The organism is Amycolatopsis sp. NPDC031561 (genome assembly GCF_055580625.1).
In genome coordinates this window covers 133,193-157,045 of sequence record NZ_JBVILA010000011.1, presented here as the reverse complement: position 1 = coordinate 157,045, position 23,853 = coordinate 133,193, and the positions used below count along the sequence as shown (strand labels likewise).

The window sequence follows — 23,853 nt, the reverse complement described above, 5'->3', positions numbered from 1 at the left end:
CTGACGAAGTGTTCGCCCCGAAGTCGGCGCGCACGATTTCGACGATTTATAACACTTCAACAGTGCTCAACGATATTACGTAACAATATTCCTGACGTGGTCGAGTTCATCAGTGAAGGCACGCGGTTCACCTGCTCGACAACGATCGAGACTTTGACAGGATATCCGCCAGCTTCAGCAATCGGCGAGCACGTCTACGAGACGTTGCCGCGCACCACGTTTTTTTACCCCAGTTGTGGCGAGGGTGCGGTCTTCCCCGGGCCAGCCGAATCGACTCGGCCCGGAATTGCAGAGAGGAATAGCGACCCATCATGCCTCCATCTGGCCGGCAACTCGCATGTCCCACACTGAACGATCGCGGTCGTCGGCGAGGAGCGGTCCTCGCGCTGATCGTCGCCCTCGAACTCGGCTCCCCGGCAGCCGCGAACGGTGTCGCGGTGGCCGCCGGGTTCGACCGGATCACGGTGACGGTGTCAATCGACGGCACCACCGGGAGCTGGACACCAGCCCACGCCACGCGCGCCGCACCAGCGACAACCAGCTCCACGACCGCACCCCCTGAACCATCCGCGGAACAGCCGGGCACTCCGGCCGGACCCGAAACAACGCCTGCCACATCTACGCCGTCTGATACCGCGCCCGTCGACGAGCCGCCCGGCCCAAGCGAGTCGGCCCCGCCGACCCGGCCCTGACACCTCAGGCCTGCACCGACCGGTACAACCCTGCCCACCTATTCCATGGCCGCCCGGTCACGGGTTCCATCCTCCAGGAGGAGAATCACCATGCGTATCACCAAGAAAGCCAAGCCCGTCATCGTTCTCGCCATCACCGGCACAGTCCTCGGCCTCAGCGGTTTCGCGATCGCCGCGTTCGTCCAGGAAAGCACCGCGGGCGGAGTGTCCGGCTCGGCCGAGGCAATGTCCCCCGCCACCGTGACCGGCGCGCAAACCGGTGTCCTGCTGCCCGGAGAAAAAGGATACGTCACCCTGACACTGTCCAACCCCAACGCCAACGTGAAGATCAAACTGACCTCCGTCACCCCCGGCCAAGTCGTGATCGACACCGTCGCGAACGAAACCGACAAACCCTACTGCCAAGGCCAACTCGAACTCTCCAACGCAGGCGCGGACCCACTACAGCCGACCCTGGCCGTGAGCGAAGCCAACTTCCCCTACAAACTCACCGACGCCGTGACACTCAAACCCGACACCGACATCCGATGCCAGGCCATGACCTACCACACCACCTGGATCACCCAGTTCCAAGCCGTCCGCTAGATCCCAGCGTGGCAACCACGAGCCCGACGACTCATGGTTGCCACGCGGATGCCATGCCCACACGGGTGCCGCCGACGATCTCGGTCTTGGCGTGCGCCGACACGGCTAGCGCGGCCGCCAGCATGACTCCCACAGTCCCTGCGTGCAGTCCTCGAAGCTACTTCATCATCGGCGCTCTTTTTCGTCACCCGGTCAACGCTGAGCCTGCCTTGACGGCGCAGGGCAGTGGGAGCTGGGGAGGCGGGTCAGCTTGTCGGGGTTGGTGACCGAGTCGAGGTTCGACGCCACGGCCACGAGCAGTCGCCGCGCGACGGCCTCGCGGCCGTGGACAGGGTTCGAGGCTGGTGGCAGGGGCCCTTTCCTCCGCCGTCTGTCCACAGGGTCACGTCCGGGACCAGCGCCCGCAGGAGCGCTTCGAGGTCCCACGAGGAGACCGGCCGCGCCGAGGATGAAAACGAGCAGGAAGGCCCAGAAGCCGCCAAACGCGGCGGCCAGACCGAGCACGAGGCCGGCCAGAAGTCCGAGATGGGTGTAGCTCATGGCCACTCCTCGACGCTAGTGGCGATTCACAGAACCCGGCCGGTGTCCACAGTGGTCTCGTTCTCGTCCTCGCCGGGGATGTGGACGTCGGAGACGTTGATGTTCACCTCGACGACCTCGAGCCCGGTCATCTTCTCGACCGCGCCGATCACGTTGCGCCGCACCGAGCGAGCCAGATCGGCGATGGACACGCCGTACTCGACGACGATCTGCAAATCGATGGCGGCCTGGCGCTCGCCGACCTCGACGGCGACACCCTGCCCCGCCGAGGCGGTCGCACCCGGGATCCGCTCACGCAACGCGTTGAACGCCCGGGCCGCGCCACCGCCGAGGGCGTAGACGCCGGACACCTCGTGAGTGGCCAGCCCCGCGATCTTCTGCACGACGACATCGGTGATCGTGGTGGCGCCTTGCGGCGAGGTCAGCGCGCTGACCTCGGTCACCGCGGCAGCCGGATTCGAGTAGGCCGGTGACTTCACGGTGGTGGTGCTGACGGCGTTCGTCATGGTGACTCCTTGTGGATTCAGGCGTTCACGGGAAGTTCCCGCTTGCCTGCACAGCCAAGAGACGCTCTCACGCCGAAACGTCGCGATCGCGTGAGGAAACATCGCAGGATTTCATTGGGACACAGTGTGTTAGTGCCCCTGCCACCTTCGGCTTCCCTGCCGAGGCTGGTGGCAAACTCGGTCATGCCTACTTCAGCCGCGCGAATCCCTTGCCGAGCACCGCGCCCCAGCCCCGCGCCAGTTCGCCGTCGCGAAGAATCGTCTCCTGTTTGTCCCCGTCGACCAGGAACGAACGCGAACCACAAGAACGCGAGCACGAGGTAATGCGGGACGGCCAGCAACCACTTGACCAGCCACAGCCCGCGGGACAGACCGTGATCGAGCGTGGCTTCGACACGAACTGCCTGATTCACGACGCCTCCTCACTATGAAGTTGACATCTCGACGATCCAGCTCTTCCCTCCGCAGGGCCAGAAACGAAGGGCCCTGTCAGCCGGGCCCTCCGACCCTCCTCGACGTCCGCGCGCCCGACCACGATGGGAAACACCGGTTCCCTACCGCATTGGCAGGTACTCCTGATGGATCGTGGCCTTCCCGACGACTTCACCGTCGACAGCGCGGTGGCTCTCGCTATCCGAGCGCCTTCGGTGCACAATTCCCAGCCCTGGCAGTGGCGGTGCGGTGACCGGACACTGCACCTCTACGCCGATCGCACGCGACAGCTGCCGGAAACCGACCCCGACGGACGAGACCTGATGCTCAGCTGCGGCGCGACCCTGCACCACCTCCGGGTGGGATTCGCCGCGCTCGGCTGGCGAGCCGAGGTGCACCGGCTGCCCGACCCCGGCGAGCCGGACCACCTCGCCGCCGTGGAACTGCACCGGCACGAGCCGACGCAGGACGACATCGCGCTCGCGGCGGCCATCCCGCGCCGCCGCACCGACCGGCGGCGCCACAGTTCCTGGCCGGTACCGAAGGGGCATCTGGAGCTGCTGGCGACACGCGCCGCCGACGAGGGCGCGATCCTGCGGCCCGCGGCGAACGCGGCCCGCCACCGGCTGGTCGTCGCGATCGAGGAGGCGGCCGCCACGCACGCCGCGGATCCGGCCTACCGCACCGAACTGGCCGCCTGGAGCGGACGGCATTTCGCTCCCGACGGAGTCCCCGCGGCGAACGCGCCCGCACCGGACGACACCCCCGGCGCGGTGTCGCCGCGCGCGTTCGCCGATCCCGGCCTCGAGCAGGCCCCTGGAGTGTCGGCAGAGGACACGGAGACCGTCCTGCTCGTGCTGAGCACGGCTTCGGACGACGTGATGTCCTGGCTGCGTGCTGGGGAGGCGACCAGTGTCGTCCTGCTCACCGCGACGAGTCTCGGGCTCGCGACCGCGACGCTCACGGAGCCGCTGGAGCTCGCGGGCACCCGGCGGCAGGTTCAGGAGATGGTCACCGGCGGCACGTGCCCACAGATGGTCCTGCGGACCGGCTGGGCGCCGGTCAATGCCGATCCCCTTCCTGCGACGCCTCGCCGGGACCGGCGCGAGGTGCTCCGTCCGCTGGGTGAGCCCGTGGCCGGCCCGCTGCGCTACCGAAGCCACTGATGGATTCCGGCACTCCGAGAGTCCGTGAAGGCCTCGTTTCCTATCCCGGAGGTGCACCTCTCTGGCGCTCTGCGAGTCGTAGTCCGGCCACGCCGGACTGGCGGGCGCCCCTGCACCGGGTCAAACGTTAGCCAGCGAGGACCGGGCTGCTCACCGGTCCGGGCGAACTGCAGGCACGCGAGGTAGCGGGGCGCGTCGGTGTTTGCACCCCTGGGTGCCTCGCATCCGCGATCGAACATGGGCTCGATCGCGGATTTCACTGTCCGCCGCTCGCGGGAAGGTTGCGGGGTCTGCGCACACTCGTTCTGTGCGTGAAGAGTGTCACTGCCCGGTCATGGAAGGCCGCGATGCAGCGCGTCAAGTACTGCCCTCCCCGTGCACTCGGCGCCATCGAGCGAATCGGGATCCAGGGCGGACATTGGGGGCCAGCACGTCATCATCGGACTCCATTCCGGATACGGACGACGACATTTGAGTTACCGGCACCGCTCGGGCAGGCAGAACACGATGGGACCGGCCAGATGTTGTTAAAACCGGTCGCCTCGTGGTGAAGGTCCCTTCAGCTCCACTCACGACCAGCCCGTCATACCCGGGCCCGTTTAGCGGGTCCGCGCCCGGAATGCCTTGTGCAGGGTGTCCGCGAGCAGGACCACCGGCACGGTGGCGAAGGCCAGCACCCAGCCGAGCGGGCTGGGGATGGCGCCGCCGAGAAGCCCGGGCAGGGGCGGTAGGAGCAGGAACACGGCCAGCATCCCGAGTTCGAAGACGATGGCGTACATGAGCAGCGGGTTCCCGCGTACGCCGACCCGGCCGACCCAGCGGGACTCGCTGCGGCAGGCGAAGGCGTTGGCCAGCTGGCCGAGCACGATCGCCGCGAACGCGGTCCCCGAGGCCACGGCCAGCAGACCGGGGTCGGGCGCATCGCCGAACCACCATCCGCCGGCGAGCAGCACGATCAGGAACGCGGCCATCGACATCACGGCCTCGGCGGGCCCGAGCACACCGAAGGCGCGGCGGGCCAGGCGGGCGTCGATCAGTGAACCGCCACGCGGCGGGCCGTTCATGGTGCGCTTGTTCGGCGGCTCCGCGCCGAGTGCGACGGCGGGCAGGAGATCGGTGCCGATGTCGAGGGCCAGCACCTGCAGCACCGTGATGGCGAGCGGGATCTGCCCGCCGGCGAGCGCCCACACCACGAACGGTGTCAGCTCGGCGACGTTGTCGGTGAGGTGGTAGGTGAGGAACCGGCGGATGTTGACGAAGGTGGCCCGTCCGAGTTCGATCGCCGAGACGATGGTGCTGAAATGGTCGTCGAGCAGGACGAGGTCCGCGGCCTCGCGGGCGACGTCGCTGCCGGAAGCTCCCATCGCGATGCCGATGTCCGCGGTGCGCAGGGCGGGACCGTCGTTGACCCCGTCGCCGGTCATCGCGACGACGTGGCCTCGCTGCTGCAGCACCTTGGCGATGCGCAGTTTCTCTTCCGGGGCGACCCTGGCCACGACCACGCCGTCGACGTCGAGCAGTTCGCCCAGCTCGCCGTCGTCGGCGGGCAGGTCTTTTCCTTCCACGACAAGTTTTCTGTCGCCCAGCAGGCCGACTTCGGCCGCGATGGCAGCCGCTGTGCCGGGGTGATCGCCGGTGATCATCGCCAGCCGGATCCCGGCTCGCCGGCACGAGGCGATCGCGGCGCTGACGTCGGGTCTCGGCGGGTCTTGGAGACCGACCAGGCCGAGTAGATCCAGCTCGCTTTCACCGTCCTCTGTGGACACGGTATGGCGGTGGGCGATGGCGAGGACCCGCAGGCCCTGGTCGCTCATCGCGGTGACGGCGTCTTCCGCGCCGTCGGGGAGGTTCACACACAGCGGCAGAATGCTGTCCGGCGCGCCGGACACGTGCAGTCCGTCCTGGTCCAGTACGGAAGAACGCCGCCGATGCGGGTCGAACGGATGCCGTTCGATCGGAGACGGCGGGGCCTGAACCCGCGAGCGGGCGGCCAGGACGTGCAGGGCGACTTCCATCGGGTCGCCGACCGGTTTCCAGTGACCCGCCTGTTCGGTCGCGTGCGCGTCCGGTGAGCACCTCGCCGCCGAATCGGCGAGCGTGGTCGTGGCGGCCAGTGCTTCCGGTGTTCCGTGCAGGTCACCGGTGGGCTGATATCCCTCGCCGGTGACCTGCACCGTCCCGGCGGGTGTCCACACCCGCACGACCGACATTTCGTTCCTGGTCAGGGTTCCGGTCTTGTCGGTGCAGATGAAGGTGGTGGCACCGAGGGTTTCGACGGCTTCGAGGCGACGCACCAAAGCGTTGCGGCCGGCCATTTTCTGCGCCGCGCGGGCAAGGGACAGGGTGACCGTCGGCAGGAGCCCTTCGGGGACGAGCGCGACCGTCACCCCGATCGCGAAGAGGAGGCTTTCCGTTCCGGTGCGGCCGAGTCCGAGCGCGGCGACGAAGAAGACACACCCGGCGACGACGGCGATCACGGCGATCAGCCGGACCACCCGGTGCAGCTGCGTGGTCAGCGGGCTCTGGGGCCGGACGGCGTCCGCGGTCACCGCGGAGATCCCGGCCAGCCGTGAGCGGGCGCCGGTGGCGGTCACCACGGCGGCGGCGTGGCCTTCGGTGACGTAGGTTCCGGCGTGGACCGTTCCGTCCGGCTCCAGCCGCACGGGGCGGCTTTCGCCGGTCAGCATGGATTCGTCCACCGACAGCCGTCCGGCCTCGACCAGCCGTCCGTCGGCGCACACCCGGTCCCCTGCTTCGAGCAGGACGACGTCGCCGACGACCAGGTCCACCGCCCCGATGACCTCCGCACGTCCCCCGCGGCGCACCGTCGCCCGCACCGGCAGCAGATCGCGCAGCCGTTCGGCGGCCCGGTCCGCGCGGTATTCCTGCGCGAACGAGAACGCCCCGTTGAGCAGGACCACCACCGCGATCGCGATGGCGAGCGCGGGCATCCCGGCGATCAGCGCGAGCGCGGCGGCCACCCACAGCATGATCGCGAAGAAGTGGACGAACTGACCGGCCAGCACGAGCGCCGGATGCTTTCGCTTCGGCGCGGGCAGGACGTTCGGTCCGTCCCGCCGCAGCGCGGCCGCCGCCTCCGCGTCGGTGAGACCCGCCGGATCGCGGACGACACCCGCGCTGGTCACCGGTTCCCGCCGTTGCACGGGCGGGCGACGATCACCGGGCAGAGGGCGCCGGACAGGACCCGCAGGCTGGTGGAGCCGAGCAGCAGGCCGGCGACCCCGCCCCGGCCACGGCTGCCGACGATCAGTAGTTGAGCGCGGTCGGCGTACCCGAGGAGCTCCTCGGCCGCCCGGCCGTGGCGGACCACCCGCTCCACCCGTACGTCCGGGTACTTCTCCTGCCAGCCGGCCAGCCGTTCGGCCAGGACTTCCGTCTCCCGCTCCGCGATGCCGCCGGTGTCGAGGGTCCACTTCGCCTCGGCGAACAGGACCGGCAGGAAGGCGTTGTCCCAGCAGTGCAGGGCGGTCAGTGGCGCGCCGCGCCAGGACGCCTCCTCGAAGGCGAGCGCGAGCGCGGTGTCGCTCGCCGGGGAACCGTCCACACCCACGACGACCGGGCCTTGCGCCGGAACGTCGTCGTCGGCGACGTGCGGGCGGACCACCGCGACGGGACACGGGGCGTGTGTGGTCACGGCGATCGATACCGAGCCGACCAGTGCCCGGCCGAGCAGACTGATCTCCCCGGTACCCAGCACCAGCAACGCCGCGTCTTCCGACGTGGCGAGCAGTGCGGGCGCGGGGCCCTCGTTCCGCACGACGGCGACGACGTCGACCGAGGGCTCGGCTTCCCGCGCGACGTCGCGGGCGCGGCGCAGCAGGCGATGCCCGCGCGACCGCGCTTTCCCGGTCAGTTCGCCGTGGGTGGGCAGCGGACGGGGGTACCTGAGCACTTCCTCGTCGATCCCGTGGACCAGGCGCAGTCCGGCACGGCGGTGGCGTGCTTCGCGGGCAGCCCAGCGCACCGCCCGCAGCGCGGACTCCGACCCGTCGATCCCGACGATCACGGTCCTGCCCGGCTGTTCCGGCATGACGTCCCCGTTTCCATCTTCGATTCTCGGTTGTCCGATCCGGGCCCGTTTCCGTCAGAAGCCGCGTCCGAGCACCTCGTCGACGCCGCGGCGTGGACTGAGGTTGCCGCATCCCTCGCCTTCTTCCGGAACGCGTCGGACTGCTCCGACCATCGTCCGAGTCCACTCCTTGCGCGCGCCCTCCGATAGTGACGATCGGTACCGCCGAGGTCCCGCTCATCCGGGACCAATGGCACCGGACGGCACCCGTTCCGCGCGCCTAGCTTCGACTCGACGACGAGCGATGGGAGCGGAACGATGCCCGGTTCCACCAGCCAGGCTCAGCTCGGCACTGTCACCTGGCCGCCGTGCGGCGCACGCTCCACTGGACCACGATGACCGCCTCTCACGTCCTGGCCGTGGACGAGAATCTCGCCGCCACCGGGACAGATCCCGACCGCGGCCTGTCCCTGTCCGACGCGCTGGCCCGGCTGGCCGGTGACGGTCCCAACGAACTGCCGTCGCCAGAAGGCCGAGGGGTGCTCGTCAGGGTCGCCGGCCAGTTCAACCACCCGCTGATCTACATCCTGCTCGCGTCCGCCGCCGCGACCGGCCTGCTCGGCACGGTCGTCGACGCGAGCGTGATCCTCGGCGTCGTCGTGGTGAACGCCGTGATCGGTTTCCTCCAGGAGGGCCGCGCCGAGCGGGCCCTGGACGCGCTGGCCGCGGCGGGGCGGACCGAGGCGACCGCGGTCCGCGACGGAGTGGCCACCAGGATCGCCTCGGCCGACCTCGTGCGCGGCGATCTCGTGCTGCTCGACGAGGGCGACCAGGTTCCCGCCGACCTGCGGCTGCTGTCCACTCGCGAGTTGCGGGTCGACGAGTCCGCTCTCACCGGCGAATCGCAACCCGCCGCGAAAGACACACGAGACCTGCCGGTGGACACCGAACCGGCCGACCGGACCAACATGGCCCACGCGGGCACGCTCGTGACCTCTGGGGGCGGTCGCGGTCTGGTCGTCGCCACCGCCTCCGCGACCGAGATCGGCCGCGTGCACCATCTGGTCTCCACCACCCGCCCGGTCGACACTCCGCTGACCCGCAAGCTCGCCAGGTTCAGCGGCATCCTCACCGTGGTGATCCTCGCCCTCGCCGCGGTCGGTGCGCTGGTCGGAACCTTGCGCGGGCAACCGTTCACCGACGTGGTGACCGCCGCCGTCGCGCTCGCCGTCGGCGCGATCCCCGAGGGACTGCCCGCCGCGGTGACGGTGACCCTCGCGATCGGCGTCGCCCGGATGGCCCGCCGTCAGGCGGTCATCCGTCACCTGCCCGCCGTGGAGACCCTGGGCAGCACCACGGTGATCTGCACCGACAAAACCGGCACCCTCACCGCGAACGCCATGACCGTCACCACGGTCGTCGCGGGCGGCCGGCGGTTCGCCGTCACCGGCACCGGGTACGGCCCCGACGGTGACCCGCTCCCGGACGACACCGCGCTGCGCGCGTGCCTGCTCGCGGGCCTGGCCTGCAACGACGCACGTGTCGAACTCAGTGACGGCCGATGGTCACCGGTCGGCGACCCCACCGAGGCCGCCCTCGCCGTCAGCGCGGGCAAAGCCGGCTTGACAGCCCGCGATGTCCCACCGCGGGAAGACACCATCCCGTTCAGCTCGGACCGCCGGTACATGGCCACCCTGCACGAGCACGCCGACGGAACCCGCACGGTCTACCTGAAGGGCTCCGTCGAACGACTCGCGGGTTTCGCCGCCGACCCGCACGCGGCGCAGGAGCTGCTCGACGCGGCGGACCGGCTGGCCTGGGACGGCCTGCGGGTACTCGCCACCGGCTCGGTCGATCTCCCCGCCGGCGACTGCGAGCTGACCGAGGCCCTGTTCGCGGGCCGGGTCGCGCTTCTCGGTGTGCAGGGCATGCACGACCCGCCACGTCCGGCGGCGATCGCGGCGGTGACCGACTGCCGGGCCGCGGGCGTGCGGGTCAAGATGATCACCGGCGACCACCCCGCCACCGCGAGCGCGGTCGCGACCTCGTTCGGACTGGATCCGGCCGCCGTCACCGGCCGTGACCTGCGCGACCTCGCCCCGGAACGGCTGCGGGAGGTAGCCGAGCAGACCTCGGTGTTCGCCCGGGTCTCCCCCGAACAGAAACTCGCCCTCGTCGGCGCGCTGCAAGACCAAGGGCATGTCGTGGCCATGACCGGCGACGGCGTCAACGACGCGCCCGCGCTGCGCCGCGCCGACATCGGTGTCGCGATGGGCCGGGGCGGAACCGAGGTCGCCCGGCAGGCCGCCGACATGGTGCTGGCCGACGACGATTTCGCCTCCATCGCCGCCGCGGTCGAAGAAGGCCGGTCGGTCTTCGACAACCTGCGCAAGTTCATCGCCTGGACGCTGCCGACCAACCTGGCCGAAGGCCTGGTCATCCTCGCCGCGACGCTGGTGGGCACGACGCTGCCGATCCTGCCGGTGCAGATCCTGTGGATCAACATGACCACCGCCGTCGCGCTGGGCCTCACCCTGGCCTTCGAGCCACGTGAACCGAAGATCATGACGCGGCCACCGCTGCCACCCGCCCTGCCGCTGCTCACCACCGCGCTGGTGAGTCGGATCCTGCTCGTGTCCGCCCTGCTGCTGGGCGGGACGTTCGCCGTCTTCAGCTGGCGCCTCGCCGCCGGAGTCCCGGTGGAGCAGGCCCGCACGGTCGCGGTGAACCTCTTCGTCGCCGCGCAGATCGCCTACCTGTTCAACTGCCGCTCTCCCGAGCGTCCCCGGGTCTTCGCGGGGATGCGCCAGAACCTGTGGCTGCCTCTCGGCATCGCCGTCACCATCGCGCTGCAGATGGCCTTCACCTACGCCCCCTGGATGAATTCCCTGTTCAAGACCGCCCCGATCGGCTGGTCCGAGTGGGTGGCCATCGCCGGCGTCGCCAGTGTCTGCTGGGTCCTGGTCGAGCTGGACAAACGATGGCGCGCGCACCGGCGGTCCCTTTCGGCCCGAGAGCACGACTCCACGCAGTAACAGACGCGCGCATCCGACCACACCCTTCACCACGAGAGGAGCCTCGCCGTCCTGCGGATCACCGCCGGCCTGCTGTTCCTGTGGGCGTTCGCGGACAAGGCGGGCGGGCGCGGGCTGGGCGGACTGGCTGTTCATGCTGGGATTGCCGAGTATCGGCGTGGCCGTGACGCTCGGAATCGGGCTGCGGGTCTCCGCCGCGGCCGGTGCCGTCATGATGCTGTTCATGTGGGTCGCCGAGTGGCCCCTGGACCGGACGACCACCGTGGGCGAGCCGACGATGTCGACCAACCCGATCATCGACTACCACGTCATCTACGCGATCGTGCTGATCGCGCTCGCGGCCAATGCCGCGGGGAACCGCTGGGGTTTCGGAGAAAACTGGTCCCGAATGTCCTTGGTGGAGCGCAACCCCTGGCTTCGCTGACCTCTCGCGACACGCGGTTTCAGCCTCGCAGCGCCCTGAGGTAGGGGTCCGGCCGTCGTCGTCTCCGGACCAGGATCCGGGCACCTCCGGCCGCGGCCCCTTCCGCAGACGCCAGCACCGGGTCGAGATCGACGTCGGCGACATCGGGCAGCAGATCGGCGAGACGGCCCACGCGCAGCAGGATGTCGCGAACGGCGTCCCTGTCCAGCGGCCCGTTCGCGCTGAAGAGGCTCTCACTGCTGCGCAGGCCGTCGATCAGGGTGTCGGCGGCGGCCGAGGTCAACGGGCCGAGCGCGGTCACGCGGTCGTCGAGGAGGGCTTCGTCCACCCCGCCCAGACCCAGCACGACCATGGTCCCGAAGACGTCGTCCGCCTGGGCGCGCACGATCAGTTCACGATCTCCGTCCCCGCGTTTCGCGAAGCCGATACCGAAGCACCGCAAGAGATCCCTGCTGTCCTCAGTGGACATCCAACCGCCGTCGGGGTGCCCGTCACAGTAGTCATCGACGAGCAGTGTCGCGGCGCTCAGGTCGATACCGGCCAGTTCCGGCACGACACCCTCACCGGCGCTGAGCCAGCGGGCACGGGCGGCCAGCTTCGCCGCGACCCAGGCGGCTTCCTCAACGTCTCCGTAGCTCGGGACGCCGTGGTGCTCGGTGACCGACTCCAGCTGGCCGAGCCGCACCATGAACAGTGGTTTCTCCTGACCGGGTGTCATGGCCACCGCGGTGAGCGGATCGCCGACCCCTGTCGGGACACCGGCCGCGATCACCAGGTCTACCACGTCGTCGGCGAGCACCGCCGCCACACACGCGGCGAAGGTGTCCGGGGTGACGGCGGCGCTGGTGTCGAGCGGGTTGCCGATGCTCGCGTGCCCGGGCAGGAGACCGCGCAGCGCGGCGATCGTGTCCGGACCCAGTTCGGGCATGAGCAGGCCGTGGGCGCTGCACGCTTGCGCACCGAGAACGGCGGCACCGCCGGCGTTGCTCACCACCGCGACCCGGTCTCCGGCGGGCAGGGGCTGCCAGGACAAGGCGGCCAGCAGCCCGATGACCTCGGTGACGCTGTCGGCGACGAGGACCCCGGCCTGGTCGAACAGCGCGAGCTTCGTCGCGGCCGGGACGGCGGTCGACGACGTGTGCGCCGCGGCAGCCCGCTGCGCGGCCGCGGTGTCCGCTCCGCGGATGGCGACCACGGGTTTCTCCCTCGCCAGGGCACGCGCCAGTCTGCTGAACTTCCTGGGATTGCCGAACGATTCGAGGTACAGAACGGCGATGTCGGTCTCGGTGTCCTGGCGCCACCAGCGCAGCAGGTCGTTTCCGCTGACGTCGTACTTGTCGCCGGTCGAGACCACTGTGGACACACCGAGGCCGAGAGCGCCGAGCGACTCCAGCAACGCGATGCCGAAGCCACCGGACTGCGTCACGACGCCGATACGGCCGCGTGGAGCGACGCCGCGGGCGAACGTGGTGTCGAGCCGTGCCACCGGTGAGGTGTTGGCCACCCCGAAGCAGTTGGGACCGACGAGCCGGATCCCGTGGCGGCGCACGGCTTCACGGACGCGCTCCCCCGCCGGGGTGCCGGTCAGCCCCGCCGTGACGAGCACGATCGCGCGCACCCCCCGGCTCCCGCACTCCTCGACGACGTCCAGGACCGCCTCCGCGGGTACGCAGACGACCGCGAGTTCGACCGCTCGGGCGATGTCCGACACGGTGGGCACGCTCGGCACGCCGAGGATCTCTGTGGCGTTCGGGTTCACGACGTGCAGTTCGCCGTCGTAACCGGCGTCGACAAGGTTGCGCAAGATGGCCCGTCCCACCGAGTCGGCCCGGCGTCCGGCACCGACGACCGCCACCGAGGCCGGAGTCAGCACCGCACGCAGGCTGGCCACGTCGGCGACCCGTTCTCGCTCCTCGCGTCGCTTCACGTACTCGTCCAGGCCTCCTAGAGTGAGTTCGACGTCCCGTTCCGGCCCATCGCTGCTGATCGTGCAAGGCAGGCCAAGGTCGGAGAAGACCCGTGCCATCCGGCTGTTCTCGGCGAGGATCACGGCGACGAACCGGTGGACTCCCTGTGTCAGAGCCAGCGATACCAGGTGCTCCAGCAGAAGCGTGCCGACGCCGTGAGCCTGCGCGGTCCCGTCGATGGCGAGCGCGACCTCAGCGCTGCCCTTCTCCGGCAGCAGGTGATAGTGCGCCACCCCGACCAGGTCGTCACCGCGAAAGGCACCCAACCCGGCTCCCTCGACCATGGTCCCGGCCAGCGTGTCCAGATTCGCGGGGTTGAGGGTGAAGAACCGGAAATAGCGGTCGCGTTCGGTCAACCGGTGGTGCAGAGTGGCGACGGCGTCGAGGTCCGTGGCGCGCAGCGGGCGGACGGTGATCATGGCACCGTCGGTCAGCAGCACGGTTCTCGCCGACGTCACGTCGCGAAACCGAGCTCGACGCCGAGGCTCGTGGCCACCGCGGGGCTGGTCATGATTTCCGACGCACGCATCGGTTTCCTCCTTGTCAGGGGCCCGTTCTTCAGGCCGTGGTCCACTCGTCCGACACCCGCCACTCGCGGGTCCACGCGGCGTCGCGACACCTGCCGAGCATCGAGCGCACCGTTCTCGACGTTGATCGGCACGTCTCTGACTACGCCGTCGGCCGTCCAGCGGGCCGGTATCGCGGACTTCTCGCGGACCGGTGTGCCGCCGCGATGAGCAGGGCCGGCAGGGCAGCCAGGACCACGCCGATCACCAACGCGGTCTCGACCCGGTCCGACGTCCGCGCGAGCGGCGGAATCACGACGACCGGGCAGATCGAGTGCCGCAGGCGAGCCTGGCCTCCCGCCCGTCGGGGTCGCACTTCGAGCACCCGGTCTTCGTCGAGATGCACCTCCACCACACCGGGGTTCAGTTCGAAGAACCACGGTTGGGTGTTGTGCGGCGACGGCGCTCTCACCGCCGTCTCCAGGCGGTGGTGAGTATCGGGAAGTCGGTGAGGATCATCGTGCGGCTCCAAGCCGGTGGGTGGACACTCCCAGCCTGGTACGGCTTCGTCCCGCACGGGAGTGCCGTGGGCCCCGCCGATCCGGGACCTTCGGCACCCTTCGGAGGGGGAACCGGGAAGAGGGCCGTCCGTCCCGGGTGACCGGGACCTCCAGCGGTACCGGACCGCGCCGTGACCGATCGACACTGCGGTCATGCAAGCGCGTCTTCTGCCGGGTGGTGTGCACGATGCCGGCGAACCCCGGCGAGGCCGACACCCGGGAGTGCTCGTGGCGGTCAAAGTCGTGCACACGACGGCCTGGTTCGCCATCGAGTCCTGCTTCTCGTACGTCCTGTACTCGGGGTTGGCGAAGCGATCGGATCGGCGAGCCGCGTTTGCCGGTGGAGTGGTCGCCATCGAGTGTCTCGTCTTCGCGGTGAACGGATTCCGGTGTCCGCTGACCGAGGTCGCCGAATCGTTCGGTGCTGACCACGGCTCGGTCACCGACGTCTTCCTGCCGCGGTGGTTCGCCCGGAACCTGCCGGCGATCCACGTGCCGTTGCTCGTTCTGGCAGTCGGCCTGCACGTGAGGAACCTCCGCCATGCTCGCGCGGTCAGCCGGCGGTGTGCCGCGGACTCCGGCCCTGCCAGACGAAGTCCATCCGGTTCTTGACCCCCACGACGCCGGGTACGGCGAGGGCCAGGCGTTCCGCGGTGGCCACGTCGGCTTCGTATTCGAGTCGACCGGTCAGCAGGACCACCCCGCGTTCGACGCTCGCGAGCACGGCGTTCTTGTCGGCGTGCAGCGTGTCGTCGAAGACAACGCTGTCGACGTCGGTCCGCAGCTCTTCGTCAGTGCGCAGGAAAGTGCGCAGGAGGTCTCGCCGCGCGACGACTCCCACCAGTTGCTCACCGTCGAGCACGAACAGCCTGCGGACACCGCTCGTGGTGAGCAGCCGCGCGACCTCCGGCAGAGTGGCACCCGGGGTAGTGGTCCGCGGCGCCGGGGTCATCAGCGTGGCCGCGGTCTGCGCGGCCGCTTTCCGCCAGTCCTCCCGCGTCAGATGGCCGGCGAAGTGCGGGCAGCCCGCGCCGAGCTGGTCGTCCTGGTGCGCCTGACGGCACAACAAGTCCGCTTCGGTCACAACGCCGAGCAATGCACCCTCCGGAGTCACGACCGGGACCGCGCTGATGCCGTTGGTGACGATCGTTGCGACCAGGTCCTTGAACGGAGTGGCCGACGTCGCGGTGATCACTTCCCGAGTCATGATCTCGCCTACTGTCGCGCTGGTGCGCATGGTCTTCCTCCTGCTGTCTGCTGTGGTGACGGTGTGCCGGCCTTGTCGCTCACCGGCACACCAGTGTCCTTTGTGGATGGAACGGGGCATGCTCAGCGGAGCCAGGGGGTGCGGCGGACGAGATCCAGCTTTGCCCAGCGGCGGCCGAGGCCCCAGGTGTCGCCCGCGGCGAAGGCGGCCAACACGATGAGCACGACGAGGTACACGAGGTGGTAATCGATCAGCGGGTTGGTCGACGATGTCGCCGTCCCGGCCGAAGTGGACTGAGCGAGCGGCCATTCGGCGATCCACATGAGAGCGAGCAGGACGGTGCCCGCGGCAGCGGCCAGGCGCAAGGCCACACCGAGCAGGAGGGCGACGCCGAGGCCGAGCAAAGCCAGCATGAACAGCCAGTCGGCCCAGCCGGCACCGGCCCAGTCGCGCAGCATCGACTGCATCGGGCCGACCTGGACGCGGCCGAGGAATCCCTTGGTCGGCGAGCCGCCGCTGATCCAGGCCTGCGCCGAGCTGGTGGAGTAGCCCAGCCCGAACATCTTGTCGAGGAAGGCCCAGAGGAACGTCAGGCCCATCACGATGCGCAGGACGGCCAGTGCCGAGCCGAAAGCGGCGGAGGCCGGCTGAGGCCGTCCGGCTGTCCTCTGCTGCGGTTGGTCGGGAATGAAGGGGGTGGTCAGGGACGGGCCGCGGTCCTGGACGGACATCATGGGCTCCTTTTCGGTTGTGCCCAGAGCATGGGCCGTCATGCGGACTGGACGCTGGTGCCGGAGTCCCCGGATCACCGGGAGGAAGGTCCCTGGGAAACGCGGTGGAATCCTCTAGTGCCAAGGTTTCCCGGAGGAACACACTCGGGTTTCCACAAGTTCGCGACACTCGAGGAGTTCCTCTCATGGCCGACAACACAACCAGGCAGCAGATCGTCGTCGGCGTGGACGGATCGGCTTCGGCACTCCAGGCCGCGCGCTGGGCGGGCGACGAGGCCGCGCGCCGGCATCTGCCGGTGCGAGTCGTGCATGCCGTGTCGCCGCCCGCGCTGTCCTACGGCACCGGTGCCCGGCCACCGGACGAGTTCTCCGAGGTACTGGAAACGCAGGGCCGTCAGTGGCTCGCCGACGCCGACGCCGCGATCCGGGCGGCCCATCCCGATCTGGAGATCAACGCCGACCTGACGACGGGCGGCCCGGTGACCGAGCTGCTCGAGGCGTCGGCAGGCGCCCGGCTGGTCGCGCTCGGCTCCCGGGGACTGGGCGGGTTCAGCGGCATGCTGACCGGCTCCACCGTGGTGGCGATGGTCGCACGAGGCCGGTGCCCGATCGTGGTGGTCCGCGGCGGCGGCCGTGAAAACGGCCCGGTCGTGCTCGGTGTGGACGGCTCACCGGCGAACGAGCCCGCGATCGCGGTGGCCTTCGACGAGGCCTCGTCGCGAGGAGCGGATCTGGTCGCGGTGCACAGTTGGCTTTCGCTCTCCGCGGGCTTCGCGCACACCCTCGGCAGGCAGCTGCTCAACGATGTCGATGCCATGGAGGCGAAGGAAAGTGAACTCATGGCGGAACGGCTCGCCGGCTGGCAAGAAAAGTACCCGGACGTGGCGGTGCGGCGCGTCGTGGCGCGGGACCATCCAGTGCGCTGCTTGCTCGACCACTCCGCCGGCGCCCAGCTGCTCGTGGTCGGGAGCCGGGGCCTCGGTGGCTTCTCCGGCATGCTGACGGGGTCGACGAGCCAGGCGCTGATCCACCACGCCACCTGCCCACTTCTGATCGTCCAGTCACCTACACCGTGAGGGGAACGGATCTCGTGCTCCTTCTCCTGTGTGGAAAGAATCGGGAGACTCGATCCAGAGGGACCAAGGACTCTTCGGCAACCACGGCGTGTGGTCGCAGAAGTTCGGTCATGACTATCGCCGAACGTTCGGGTTACCCGGTGACGCCGAGGAACACCCGGAGATATCCACTACGACCGCCAAGGGTGTTTGGGCGAAGCACTCGACACCGCCTTTCGGCTATATCCGAAGACATCTATCGAGCCGTTGTTCGCCACGGCTATCCGAATATTCCCCAAGCCGACTATCGAGGGACCGTGCGCGTGCGCGTCGGAGGGCGAACACACCGAGGCTGGACACATCAACCAGACGGGCGGTCGGTCAATACAACTCTCGGGTCATGAGGCGATCCGGTCCTCATCTGCCCAGGCAGCGACCTGGACTCGACCGACACACCGAACCGATCAGACGGCGATGTGCCATGCCAGTAGCGTGCCCGGTGTCACGATGCGGTGCCGGCGCAGTTGACGGGGCAGCAGCCGCGTCAGTGCCCACAAGATCGCGCGATCCGGCCACGAGGGCCGCAGCCGGCCGACCTGGCGCGCAGGACCGACAGCTCGTAGCAAAGCACCAGGACCTCGACATCCTTGGCCGTCGAGGAACAAGTGAGCGGACCCAGCCAGCCACACAACCGCACCACGATCAAAACGCCAGCCGAAACAACACAGGCAGTGAGCATCGCATGACCATCGCGACAGAAAACGGCAGGTCAGCGAACCAAGGTCGAGTTGTGGCACAGGACTTGCAACCCTCCGCGATTGTGCCTGAATCGACATCTGAGACGTTCCACGTGCGCGTTGGAGTGAACCAGATCGGCCGATCAGGTGTACGTCGCGACGATGTGTAAACGAAACACACTGCAGGTCGACCTATTCGAGCGTTCTGAAGTGACGCAGCGTGGTGCGTAGTGGCCCGCGTTCCACTGAAAGTGATTCCCTTGAGGTGACGCCCACAATGAGCAGCCATATCTATTCCCCGGTTCTTCGAGCCGTCCACGCGTTCCGCTACCGCCCCCGGCACGCGCGCAGATCCCGCCCGTGGGCGATCGTGATCACGATGCTGGTGCTCGCGGTCGTGCTCGTGCCCATCGATCCGGCCCTCGGATCGATGGCGGTCGTGGCCGCCGGCGGGAGCATGATGCTGATCCGCCATGTTCGCCGGCTTCTGCGCCACGCGGACTCCAAGATCGAGACCATCTTCGCCGAGGAACTCGACAACGGTCCCTGACCAAAGGGGTGGTTCCGACAAGGAGGGAGACCTGAACATGAGCTATCGAGAGTGCATATTGTGAAAGGCGCGAATTTCGTAACGTTCTGCCTTTGACGGTAACGAGATTCGCGTGCACCTCTCTCGTGACACCTGCCGCGACGTCCGCCACCGGACGTGACACCACGGATTCCATGGTCGTCGCTGTCAGCGGATTCACCGGCATCGACTAACCGACTCCGCGGCTGCAGAAATACGTCAGCCGAAACAACATAGGCGGTGAGCATCGCATGACCATCTCGACGGAAACCGGCAGTTCAGCGACCACACGCGATCGGGTCTTCCCTAGTGGCATTCTGAATGCCTGAGTTGTCGGTGGCGCGTTGTACGGTCGCCGCTGTGAGCCGGTCCTTCTTCGACACGATTTCGGTGATGCGGATCGATCGCGATGGCGCGATGTAGATCGTCTTCGTCGACGGCCGGGTCGTGTCCGCATCCAGCACCCGCGAGATTTTCGAACCGACCAGCGCCATCACCTCGTCCGCCTACCACCCGCACTCGCACCAGCTGCATCTTCGGGCCAAACGCGGCGACAACATCGTCATCGAACTCCCCGAACTGGCCGAACTGGCCGAACTCGCCCCGCTAGACGACCGCCCCACGATCTACCTCGACCAGAACCGCTGGAGCACGCTCACCAACACCATCCACGAGCCCCACCGTGTCCCCAACGAACAGGAACGCGCCGCAGCACAGCGCATCATCACTCTGGCGATCGAGCGGCGAATCGTGCTGCCCATGTCCTCTGCGCACATGTCGGAAACCTGCAAACAGGTCGACGTCGAACAACGATATCGGCGAGCACTGACCGCCCGGATCTGGAACATCACCGACCCGCGTGCCCCGGCCGAGCTCGCCGCGCTGACCGCCCACACTCGGAGCGCGGTGTACGGGGTGGCCCTCAGTCCCGACGGCCGCATCCTGGGCGCACATCAGCGCCTGCCCCGGCCACTGAGATCGGCCGGCTGGAACGCCATACGGGCGCCCGCAACTCCGGGCCGACTGCATCCGAACAGCGCACGGCCGATCCCGCCTGCGATGAATGGTTCGGCCACGTTCAGGGCCAGCGTAACGACGCTCGAGACCAGCAGTGTCGACGCGCTGGTCGGATCACCTCGGCGGAGGCGCCACGCAGCGACAGCTGCCGGATCGCGATCAGCAGCGCCAGGACCGACAGGTCTACGGCAGACGCGACCAGCGGGGGCCATCCAGCCAGATACGCCGAGCCGGAGACCGAACGCCGCCCCAACAAGGGGGAACGAGAGACCACAGACCTGTGAAAACAGAGAAAATGCCTGTTCAGGAGCTAGATCGATCTTCCCTGACACGGAAGAGGTCACTGGTTCAATCCCAGTATCGCGCACCATCGCTTATCGCAGGACTGAAGCCCTGTCCCTCTTCGGAGGGGCAGGGCTTCAGTCGTCAAAGGACGATGGCCCACCTGGATCTACCAAAGGGCCGCGGGCGACACGGAACGATCGGTCAGCCGGGGATCTTGCCGAACAGGTGCGCGGCGGGGGCGTCCGGGTCGTCGCCGTAGAAGAACTCCGCGAGCGCCTGGTGGAATTCGGTGCGATCCAGCCTTCCTGAGCCGTCCTCGTCCAACGCATCGAAGACCGCGGCACAGTCCTTCGGGGACACATTGCCCGCCAGGCCGAAGATCTCCCCGAACTCCGCTTGATCGACCTCGCCGTCGCCGTCGAGGTCGATCAGGTCGAAATAGCAGTCGGCCACCGGCCCGACCTGGTGCGGGTACAGGGTGGGATCGGCCAGCGCCCGCTGGAATCCCTCGGTCATCTCCCGCAGATCGACCTTCCCGTCACCGTCCTGGTCCATCGGCGCGATCACGGCGGTCCAGAACGCGTCCAGCCCCTCGGTCAGTCGGCGGGCGGTCGCGGGCTCCGGCACGGCACCGCGGGCCGCGATGTAGCGCTCGCCCATCAACCGGACGTCCTGACGGGTGATCACCCCGTCGCCGTCGACGTCCGCGCCCCTGAACCATTGGCGGTACTTGAGATCCCGAACTCCAGTCATGGCCACGCAAGGTATTCAAGTCTTCACGTGGTGTCCAGAGGTGCGACGAAGGGGGCGGTCGGATCATTCTTTCGAGTGGCGAGGCTTGGTGGTGAAAAGGCGAGCACATCGGGAAGGGGGCCGTCGTATGTCTCGACGTCGACTAGCGTACTGAGAGCACTCGGCCCTTGAGACAGGCGCGAGCACGGTCGATCAGCGGTGAGGACGTTCGGATTGCCGTGGCGGTCCAGTGTTCCGCTCAGACCCGGTTGGACCGGATCCCACCACGCTCCTGTGGACAGTTGTATGACGCCCGGCATGACGTCGTCCGAAAGGATCGCGCCCGCGAGACAGCTGCCTCGGTCGTTGTGGACGCGCACGATCATTCCGCTCTCGATTCCGCGCGACGCGGCGTCCGACGTATTGATCGTCACCGGCTCACGGCCACGGATCTTCGTACCGAGGCTGTGGCCACCGTTGTCGTACTGACTGTGCAGGCGTGAGCCGGGCTGATTCGAGATCAGGTGCAGCGGGAACCGGGCCGACAGACCTGCACGAAGCCACTCCGCCGGTTCGAACCATTTCGGATGCCCGGCGCAGTCGTCGTAGCCGAACGAGTCGATCGTCTCCGAGAAGATCTCGATCCGACCCGACGGCGTCGTCAGGGGGAAACTTCGCGGATCCGAGCGGAGAGCCTCGAAACTGCCCGGAAACGGTCCGGTCAACGCCGGCAGTTCGGCGGTGGAGCTTCGCCAGAATTCGTCGAAGCCCGGCAATCCGGCATCGGCGCCGAGCTTGGCCCTCGTCTGCTCATAAAGATGCCGGACCCATTCGCTCTCCGAACGCGACTCCGTGAACTCCCGCTCGAATCCGAGCCGAGCGGCCAAGGCGGCGAAAATCTGGTGATCGGTACGCGACTCCCCCGCCGGCTCACGAACTTTCGGCATCGCGACGAGGTGCGGGTCCGAAAACCCGGCGGCGAAGTCGTCACGCTCCAAGCTGGTGGCGACGGGGAGGACGATGTCCGCGAACTTGGCCGTCGTGTTCCACCAGGCTTCGTGAACCACCACCGTGTCAGGGGTCTGCCAAGCGCGGGTCAACCGATGGAGATCCTGGTGGTGGTGGAACGGGTTCCCTCCGCACCAGTAGATCAGGCGGAGCTCGGGCAAGGTGAGGCGTCTGCCGTCGTAGTCGATCACCTCGCCCGGATGCAGCAGGGTATCGGCGATCCTCGCGACAGGGATGAAATCCGGAACCGGGTTGGAGACCTCCGGTATCGTCGCCACGGAGGCGCGGTCTGGGACGACGCCCGTCGCGTCCATCGTCGCGTAACCTGCGCCCCAGCCGCATCCAGGCCGGCCCATCGAGCCCGCCATGGCGGCCAGCACGACGGACATCCAGATCGGTTGTTCACCGTGGTCTGCCCGCTGAACCGCGTAATTCACCATGATGAGAGAACGTCGGGTGGCGAGGCGCCGAGCGAGGTCGGTGATCGTGTCGTGACCGATGCCCGTAATCTTCGCCGCCCAGGAGGCATCCTTCCGAATGCCATCGAGTTCGCCGACCAGGTAGGAGGCGAAGCGGTCGAACCCGACGCAGCACCGGCGCAGGAAGTCCTCATCGTGCCATCCGTTGACCAGCATCGTGTGTGCGATGCCGAGCATCGCGGCGGTGTCGGTGTTGGGGATGACGGGCAGCCATTCGGCGTCGAGGAAGTCGGCGACATCGCTGCGAATGGGGCTGATGTTCACGAACCGCACCCCGGCCTCACGGCACTGGCGCTGCAGGTTCTGTGTCTGGTGCTTGGCCAGCCCCCCGGGGTTGATTTGGCTGTTCTTCAGGGCCAGCCCGCCAAACGCCACCACGAGCTCACAGTTTTCGGCTATCTCGTCCCACATCGGCATCCGGCTCTGGTAGCTCCACGGATGACCACCGAGCACATGGGGAAGGATGACTTCCAAAGCCGCGGTGCTGTAAGTGTTGCGGGAATCGGTGTATCCCCCGCCCAACGCCAGGAACCGGTGGAGTTGTCCCTGCGCGTGGTGGAACCTGCCCGCACTAGCCCAACCGTAGGATCCGCCGAACACCGCGTTGTTCCCGTGCTGTGAACGAACTCGACGGAGTTCATCGCTCACCAGCGTGATCGCCTGGTCCCAGCTCACCTCCACGAAGGCGTCCGTACCTCTGTTCGTGCCGGGGACGCGCGGCTCGCCGTTCAGCCAGCCCTTGCGCACTGCCGGGCGCAGCACACGAGCGCTGTCCTCGGCCGCCGCCACCATACCGGGGCCGATGGGAGATGGCGCAGGGTCGTCATCCTTCGGCTCGATTCGCACCAACCGGCCGGAATCGACTACAGCGACGAAAGTGCCCCAGTGCGTAGCAACCGACAAGCGACGTTCCATGATGCATCAACTCCGGCTCTGAAGTTTTTCGATCCGGTGGGGACAGCTCCCCCGCCCGGCGACGTACCCCCACGGTAGCTCCGACCAGAGCGAGATTGAAGGCGTTCCGTCCCGATGCACGCCGCGCGGCGGTTTGTGGCCGATCGCGACTACGCCCTTTCGAGTTCTCCGGGAATGGGCGTCAGCCGCAGCGATCGTTGTAGCGATGGGAATTCATCCGGTCGTTCATTGGCGTGCCGTTCGGCAGCGCACCCTGCTGAAGTCGGGCACGTTGCCATTCGATACCACGAAGGCACAGGGACCGCGGTATCCGGAGTTGTAGTACACCGCGACGTACGAATTCCCGTCGCGGTTGATCATCGAGCTGCCGTTGGTCTCCAGTCCGTCGCCACCGTACAACGGAATGTTCGTGCCCGTGTAGCGGACTGCCCCCCAAGTTGGTGGTACTACGACCACCGTCGTTCCATTTATGGCCGGCGTAATTGGCGTTCGACCAAAAACAGGAATGCCCGGCTGGACACGTCGCCGCTGACGCTTGCGGCGCTACCAGCAGTGAGACGCCGATCGCCGCAGCTGATGCCACGGCCGCGATTCTGTGCAGTGCGATAGTGCGCATGCGTGGTGCCCTCCCCTGTATCGACGGCAGGAAAACGCATCACGGTGACCGATTTTCCCA

The 23,853-nt window shown here is 68.1% G+C and carries 19 protein-coding genes and 3 pseudogenes; 7 read left to right on the top strand and 15 right to left on the bottom strand.

Translation table 11 applies throughout. The features are described 5' to 3' along the window. The first annotated feature begins 782 nt into the window (after positions 1–782). Positions 783–1,277, top strand: coding sequence for a hypothetical protein (locus ACZ5IK_RS22935; RefSeq protein ID WP_465489507.1), 495 nt, complete (start codon positions 783–785; stop codon positions 1,275–1,277). A 192-nt stretch (positions 1,278–1,469) separates the two neighbouring features. On the opposite strand, the gene ACZ5IK_RS22930 is transcribed toward ACZ5IK_RS22935, so the two are convergent. The 3 genes from ACZ5IK_RS22930 to ACZ5IK_RS22920 all read right to left on the bottom strand — a co-directional run bounded on the left by ACZ5IK_RS22930 (position 1,470) and on the right by ACZ5IK_RS22920 (position 2,720). Then, positions 1,470–1,817 carry a DUF2273 domain-containing protein gene (locus ACZ5IK_RS22930; protein WP_465489506.1) on the bottom strand — a complete coding sequence of 116 codons (348 nt, stop codon included), beginning with the start codon at positions 1,815–1,817 and terminating at the stop codon, positions 1,470–1,472. 26 nt (positions 1,818–1,843) lie between these two features. Beyond that, positions 1,844–2,323 (bottom strand): Asp23/Gls24 family envelope stress response protein, encoded by a 480-nt coding sequence (locus ACZ5IK_RS22925; protein ID WP_465489505.1) that lies wholly within the window; start codon positions 2,321–2,323, stop codon positions 1,844–1,846. 187 nt (positions 2,324–2,510) lie between these two features. After that, a complete protein-coding gene (locus ACZ5IK_RS22920; RefSeq protein WP_465489561.1) occupies positions 2,511–2,720 on the bottom strand; it encodes a hypothetical protein in 210 nt (69 codons plus the stop codon). Between the two features lie 181 nt (positions 2,721–2,901). Between ACZ5IK_RS22920 and ACZ5IK_RS22915 the strand changes: the two genes are divergently transcribed. Continuing rightward, entirely contained in the window at positions 2,902–3,921 is a 1,020-nt protein-coding gene (locus tag ACZ5IK_RS22915) for an Acg family FMN-binding oxidoreductase (protein WP_465489504.1), read from the top strand. Between the two features lie 599 nt (positions 3,922–4,520). Here ACZ5IK_RS22915 and ACZ5IK_RS22910 read toward each other — a convergent pair. Further along, complete coding sequence (locus tag ACZ5IK_RS22910) at positions 4,521–7,067, bottom strand: cation-translocating P-type ATPase (RefSeq protein ID WP_465489503.1); 2,547 nt, start codon at positions 7,065–7,067, stop codon at positions 4,521–4,523. Then, entirely contained in the window at positions 7,064–7,972 is a 909-nt protein-coding gene (locus ACZ5IK_RS22905) for a universal stress protein (RefSeq protein WP_465489502.1), read from the bottom strand. The genes ACZ5IK_RS22910 and ACZ5IK_RS22905 overlap by 4 nt, the downstream gene beginning before the upstream one ends. A 347-nt stretch (positions 7,973–8,319) precedes the next feature. Here ACZ5IK_RS22905 and ACZ5IK_RS22900 point away from each other — a divergent pair, with 347 nt between their 5' ends. Both ACZ5IK_RS22900 and ACZ5IK_RS22895 read left to right on the top strand, forming a co-directional pair. Further along, on the top strand, positions 8,320–10,986 hold the full coding sequence (locus tag ACZ5IK_RS22900; protein WP_465489501.1) for a cation-translocating P-type ATPase: 2,667 nt from the start codon (positions 8,320–8,322) through the stop codon (positions 10,984–10,986). 36 nt (positions 10,987–11,022) lie between these two features. Further along, positions 11,023–11,410: pseudogene (locus tag ACZ5IK_RS22895) on the top strand (hypothetical protein); the annotation flags it as partial. A 19-nt stretch (positions 11,411–11,429) separates the two neighbouring features. On the opposite strand, the gene ACZ5IK_RS22890 reads toward ACZ5IK_RS22895, so the two are convergent. The 3 genes and pseudogenes from ACZ5IK_RS22890 to ACZ5IK_RS22880 form a co-directional block, all read right to left on the bottom strand. Next, a complete protein-coding gene (locus ACZ5IK_RS22890) occupies positions 11,430–13,835 on the bottom strand; it encodes a bifunctional acetate--CoA ligase family protein/GNAT family N-acetyltransferase (RefSeq protein WP_465489500.1) in 2,406 nt (801 codons plus the stop codon). Further along, positions 13,832–14,038, bottom strand: a complete 207-nt coding sequence (locus ACZ5IK_RS22885) for a hypothetical protein (RefSeq protein WP_465489499.1) — start codon at positions 14,036–14,038, stop codon at positions 13,832–13,834. Before ACZ5IK_RS22885 ends, ACZ5IK_RS22890 begins: the two co-directional genes overlap by 4 nt. Positions 14,039–14,219: 181 nt before the next feature. Continuing rightward, positions 14,220–14,402 (bottom strand): annotated as a pseudogene (locus ACZ5IK_RS22880) (Acg family FMN-binding oxidoreductase); the annotation flags it as partial. Between the two features lie 269 nt (positions 14,403–14,671). Here ACZ5IK_RS22880 and ACZ5IK_RS22875 point away from each other — a divergent pair. Continuing rightward, positions 14,672–15,055 carry a hypothetical protein gene (locus tag ACZ5IK_RS22875; RefSeq protein WP_465489498.1) on the top strand — a complete coding sequence of 128 codons (384 nt, stop codon included), beginning with the start codon at positions 14,672–14,674 and terminating at the stop codon, positions 15,053–15,055. Here ACZ5IK_RS22875 and ACZ5IK_RS22870 read toward each other — a convergent pair. Continuing rightward, positions 14,997–15,650, bottom strand: a complete 654-nt coding sequence (locus tag ACZ5IK_RS22870; protein WP_465489497.1) for a CBS domain-containing protein — start codon at positions 15,648–15,650, stop codon at positions 14,997–14,999. The two genes, ACZ5IK_RS22875 and ACZ5IK_RS22870, sit on opposite strands and share 59 nt — an antisense overlap. 122 nt (positions 15,651–15,772) lie before the next feature. Further along, positions 15,773–16,381, bottom strand: coding sequence for a DoxX family membrane protein (locus ACZ5IK_RS22865; protein WP_465489496.1), 609 nt, complete (start codon positions 16,379–16,381; stop codon positions 15,773–15,775). Positions 16,382–16,566: 185 nt separating this feature from the next. Here ACZ5IK_RS22865 and ACZ5IK_RS22860 point away from each other — a divergent pair, with 185 nt between their 5' ends. Both ACZ5IK_RS22860 and ACZ5IK_RS22855 read left to right on the top strand, forming a co-directional pair. Continuing rightward, positions 16,567–17,457, top strand: a complete 891-nt coding sequence (locus ACZ5IK_RS22860) for a universal stress protein (RefSeq protein ID WP_465489495.1) — start codon at positions 16,567–16,569, stop codon at positions 17,455–17,457. 993 nt (positions 17,458–18,450) lie between these two features. Continuing rightward, positions 18,451–18,723, top strand: coding sequence for a hypothetical protein (locus tag ACZ5IK_RS22855; protein WP_465489494.1), 273 nt, complete (start codon positions 18,451–18,453; stop codon positions 18,721–18,723). Positions 18,724–19,019: 296 nt separating this feature from the next. Here ACZ5IK_RS22855 and ACZ5IK_RS22850 read toward each other — a convergent pair whose 3' ends face one another. From ACZ5IK_RS22850 to ACZ5IK_RS22830, 5 genes and pseudogenes are all read right to left on the bottom strand, one after another. Then, entirely contained in the window at positions 19,020–19,235 is a 216-nt protein-coding gene (locus tag ACZ5IK_RS22850) for a hypothetical protein (RefSeq protein ID WP_465489493.1), read from the bottom strand. A 1,009-nt stretch (positions 19,236–20,244) separates the two neighbouring features. Continuing rightward, entirely contained in the window at positions 20,245–20,796 is a 552-nt protein-coding gene (locus ACZ5IK_RS22845) for an EF-hand domain-containing protein (protein WP_465489492.1), read from the bottom strand. A 23-nt stretch (positions 20,797–20,819) separates the two neighbouring features. Beyond that, the gene (locus ACZ5IK_RS22840) at positions 20,820–23,177 is read right to left on the bottom strand and encodes a molybdopterin-dependent oxidoreductase (RefSeq protein ID WP_465489491.1); all 2,358 of its coding nucleotides are present in this window, start codon (positions 23,175–23,177) and stop codon (positions 20,820–20,822) included. A gap of 225 nt (positions 23,178–23,402) precedes the next feature. Beyond that, entirely contained in the window at positions 23,403–23,633 is a 231-nt protein-coding gene (locus tag ACZ5IK_RS22835; RefSeq protein WP_465489490.1) for a peptidase inhibitor family I36 protein, read from the bottom strand. A gap of 40 nt (positions 23,634–23,673) precedes the next feature. Continuing rightward, positions 23,674–23,793: pseudogene (locus tag ACZ5IK_RS22830) on the bottom strand (hypothetical protein); the annotation flags it as partial. Positions 23,794–23,853 lie beyond the last annotated feature (60 nt).

What these genes read in the sequence shown, in the direction of transcription:
- ACZ5IK_RS22935 (WP_465489507.1), top strand. Translation starts at nt 783, where the DNA reads ATGCGTATCACCAAGAAAGCCAAGCCCGTCATCGTTCTCGCCATCACC.
- ACZ5IK_RS22930 (WP_465489506.1), bottom strand. Translation starts at nt 1,817, where the DNA reads ATGAGCTACACCCATCTCGGACTTCTGGCCGGCCTCGTGCTCGGTCTG.
- ACZ5IK_RS22925 (WP_465489505.1), bottom strand. Translation starts at nt 2,323, where the DNA reads ATGACGAACGCCGTCAGCACCACCACCGTGAAGTCACCGGCCTACTCG.
- ACZ5IK_RS22915 (WP_465489504.1), top strand. Translation starts at nt 2,902, where the DNA reads ATGGATCGTGGCCTTCCCGACGACTTCACCGTCGACAGCGCGGTGGCT.
- ACZ5IK_RS22905 (WP_465489502.1), bottom strand. Translation starts at nt 7,972, where the DNA reads ATGCCGGAACAGCCGGGCAGGACCGTGATCGTCGGGATCGACGGGTCG.
- ACZ5IK_RS22870 (WP_465489497.1), bottom strand. Translation starts at nt 15,650, where the DNA reads ATGACTCGGGAAGTGATCACCGCGACGTCGGCCACTCCGTTCAAGGAC.
- ACZ5IK_RS22865 (WP_465489496.1), bottom strand. Translation starts at nt 16,381, where the DNA reads ATGTCCGTCCAGGACCGCGGCCCGTCCCTGACCACCCCCTTCATTCCC.
- ACZ5IK_RS22860 (WP_465489495.1), top strand. Translation starts at nt 16,567, where the DNA reads ATGGCCGACAACACAACCAGGCAGCAGATCGTCGTCGGCGTGGACGGA.
- ACZ5IK_RS22855 (WP_465489494.1), top strand. Translation starts at nt 18,451, where the DNA reads ATGAGCAGCCATATCTATTCCCCGGTTCTTCGAGCCGTCCACGCGTTC.
- ACZ5IK_RS22850 (WP_465489493.1), bottom strand. Translation starts at nt 19,235, where the DNA reads ATGGCGCTGGTCGGTTCGAAAATCTCGCGGGTGCTGGATGCGGACACG.
- ACZ5IK_RS22845 (WP_465489492.1), bottom strand. Translation starts at nt 20,796, where the DNA reads ATGACTGGAGTTCGGGATCTCAAGTACCGCCAATGGTTCAGGGGCGCG.
- ACZ5IK_RS22840 (WP_465489491.1), bottom strand. Translation starts at nt 23,177, where the DNA reads ATGGAACGTCGCTTGTCGGTTGCTACGCACTGGGGCACTTTCGTCGCT.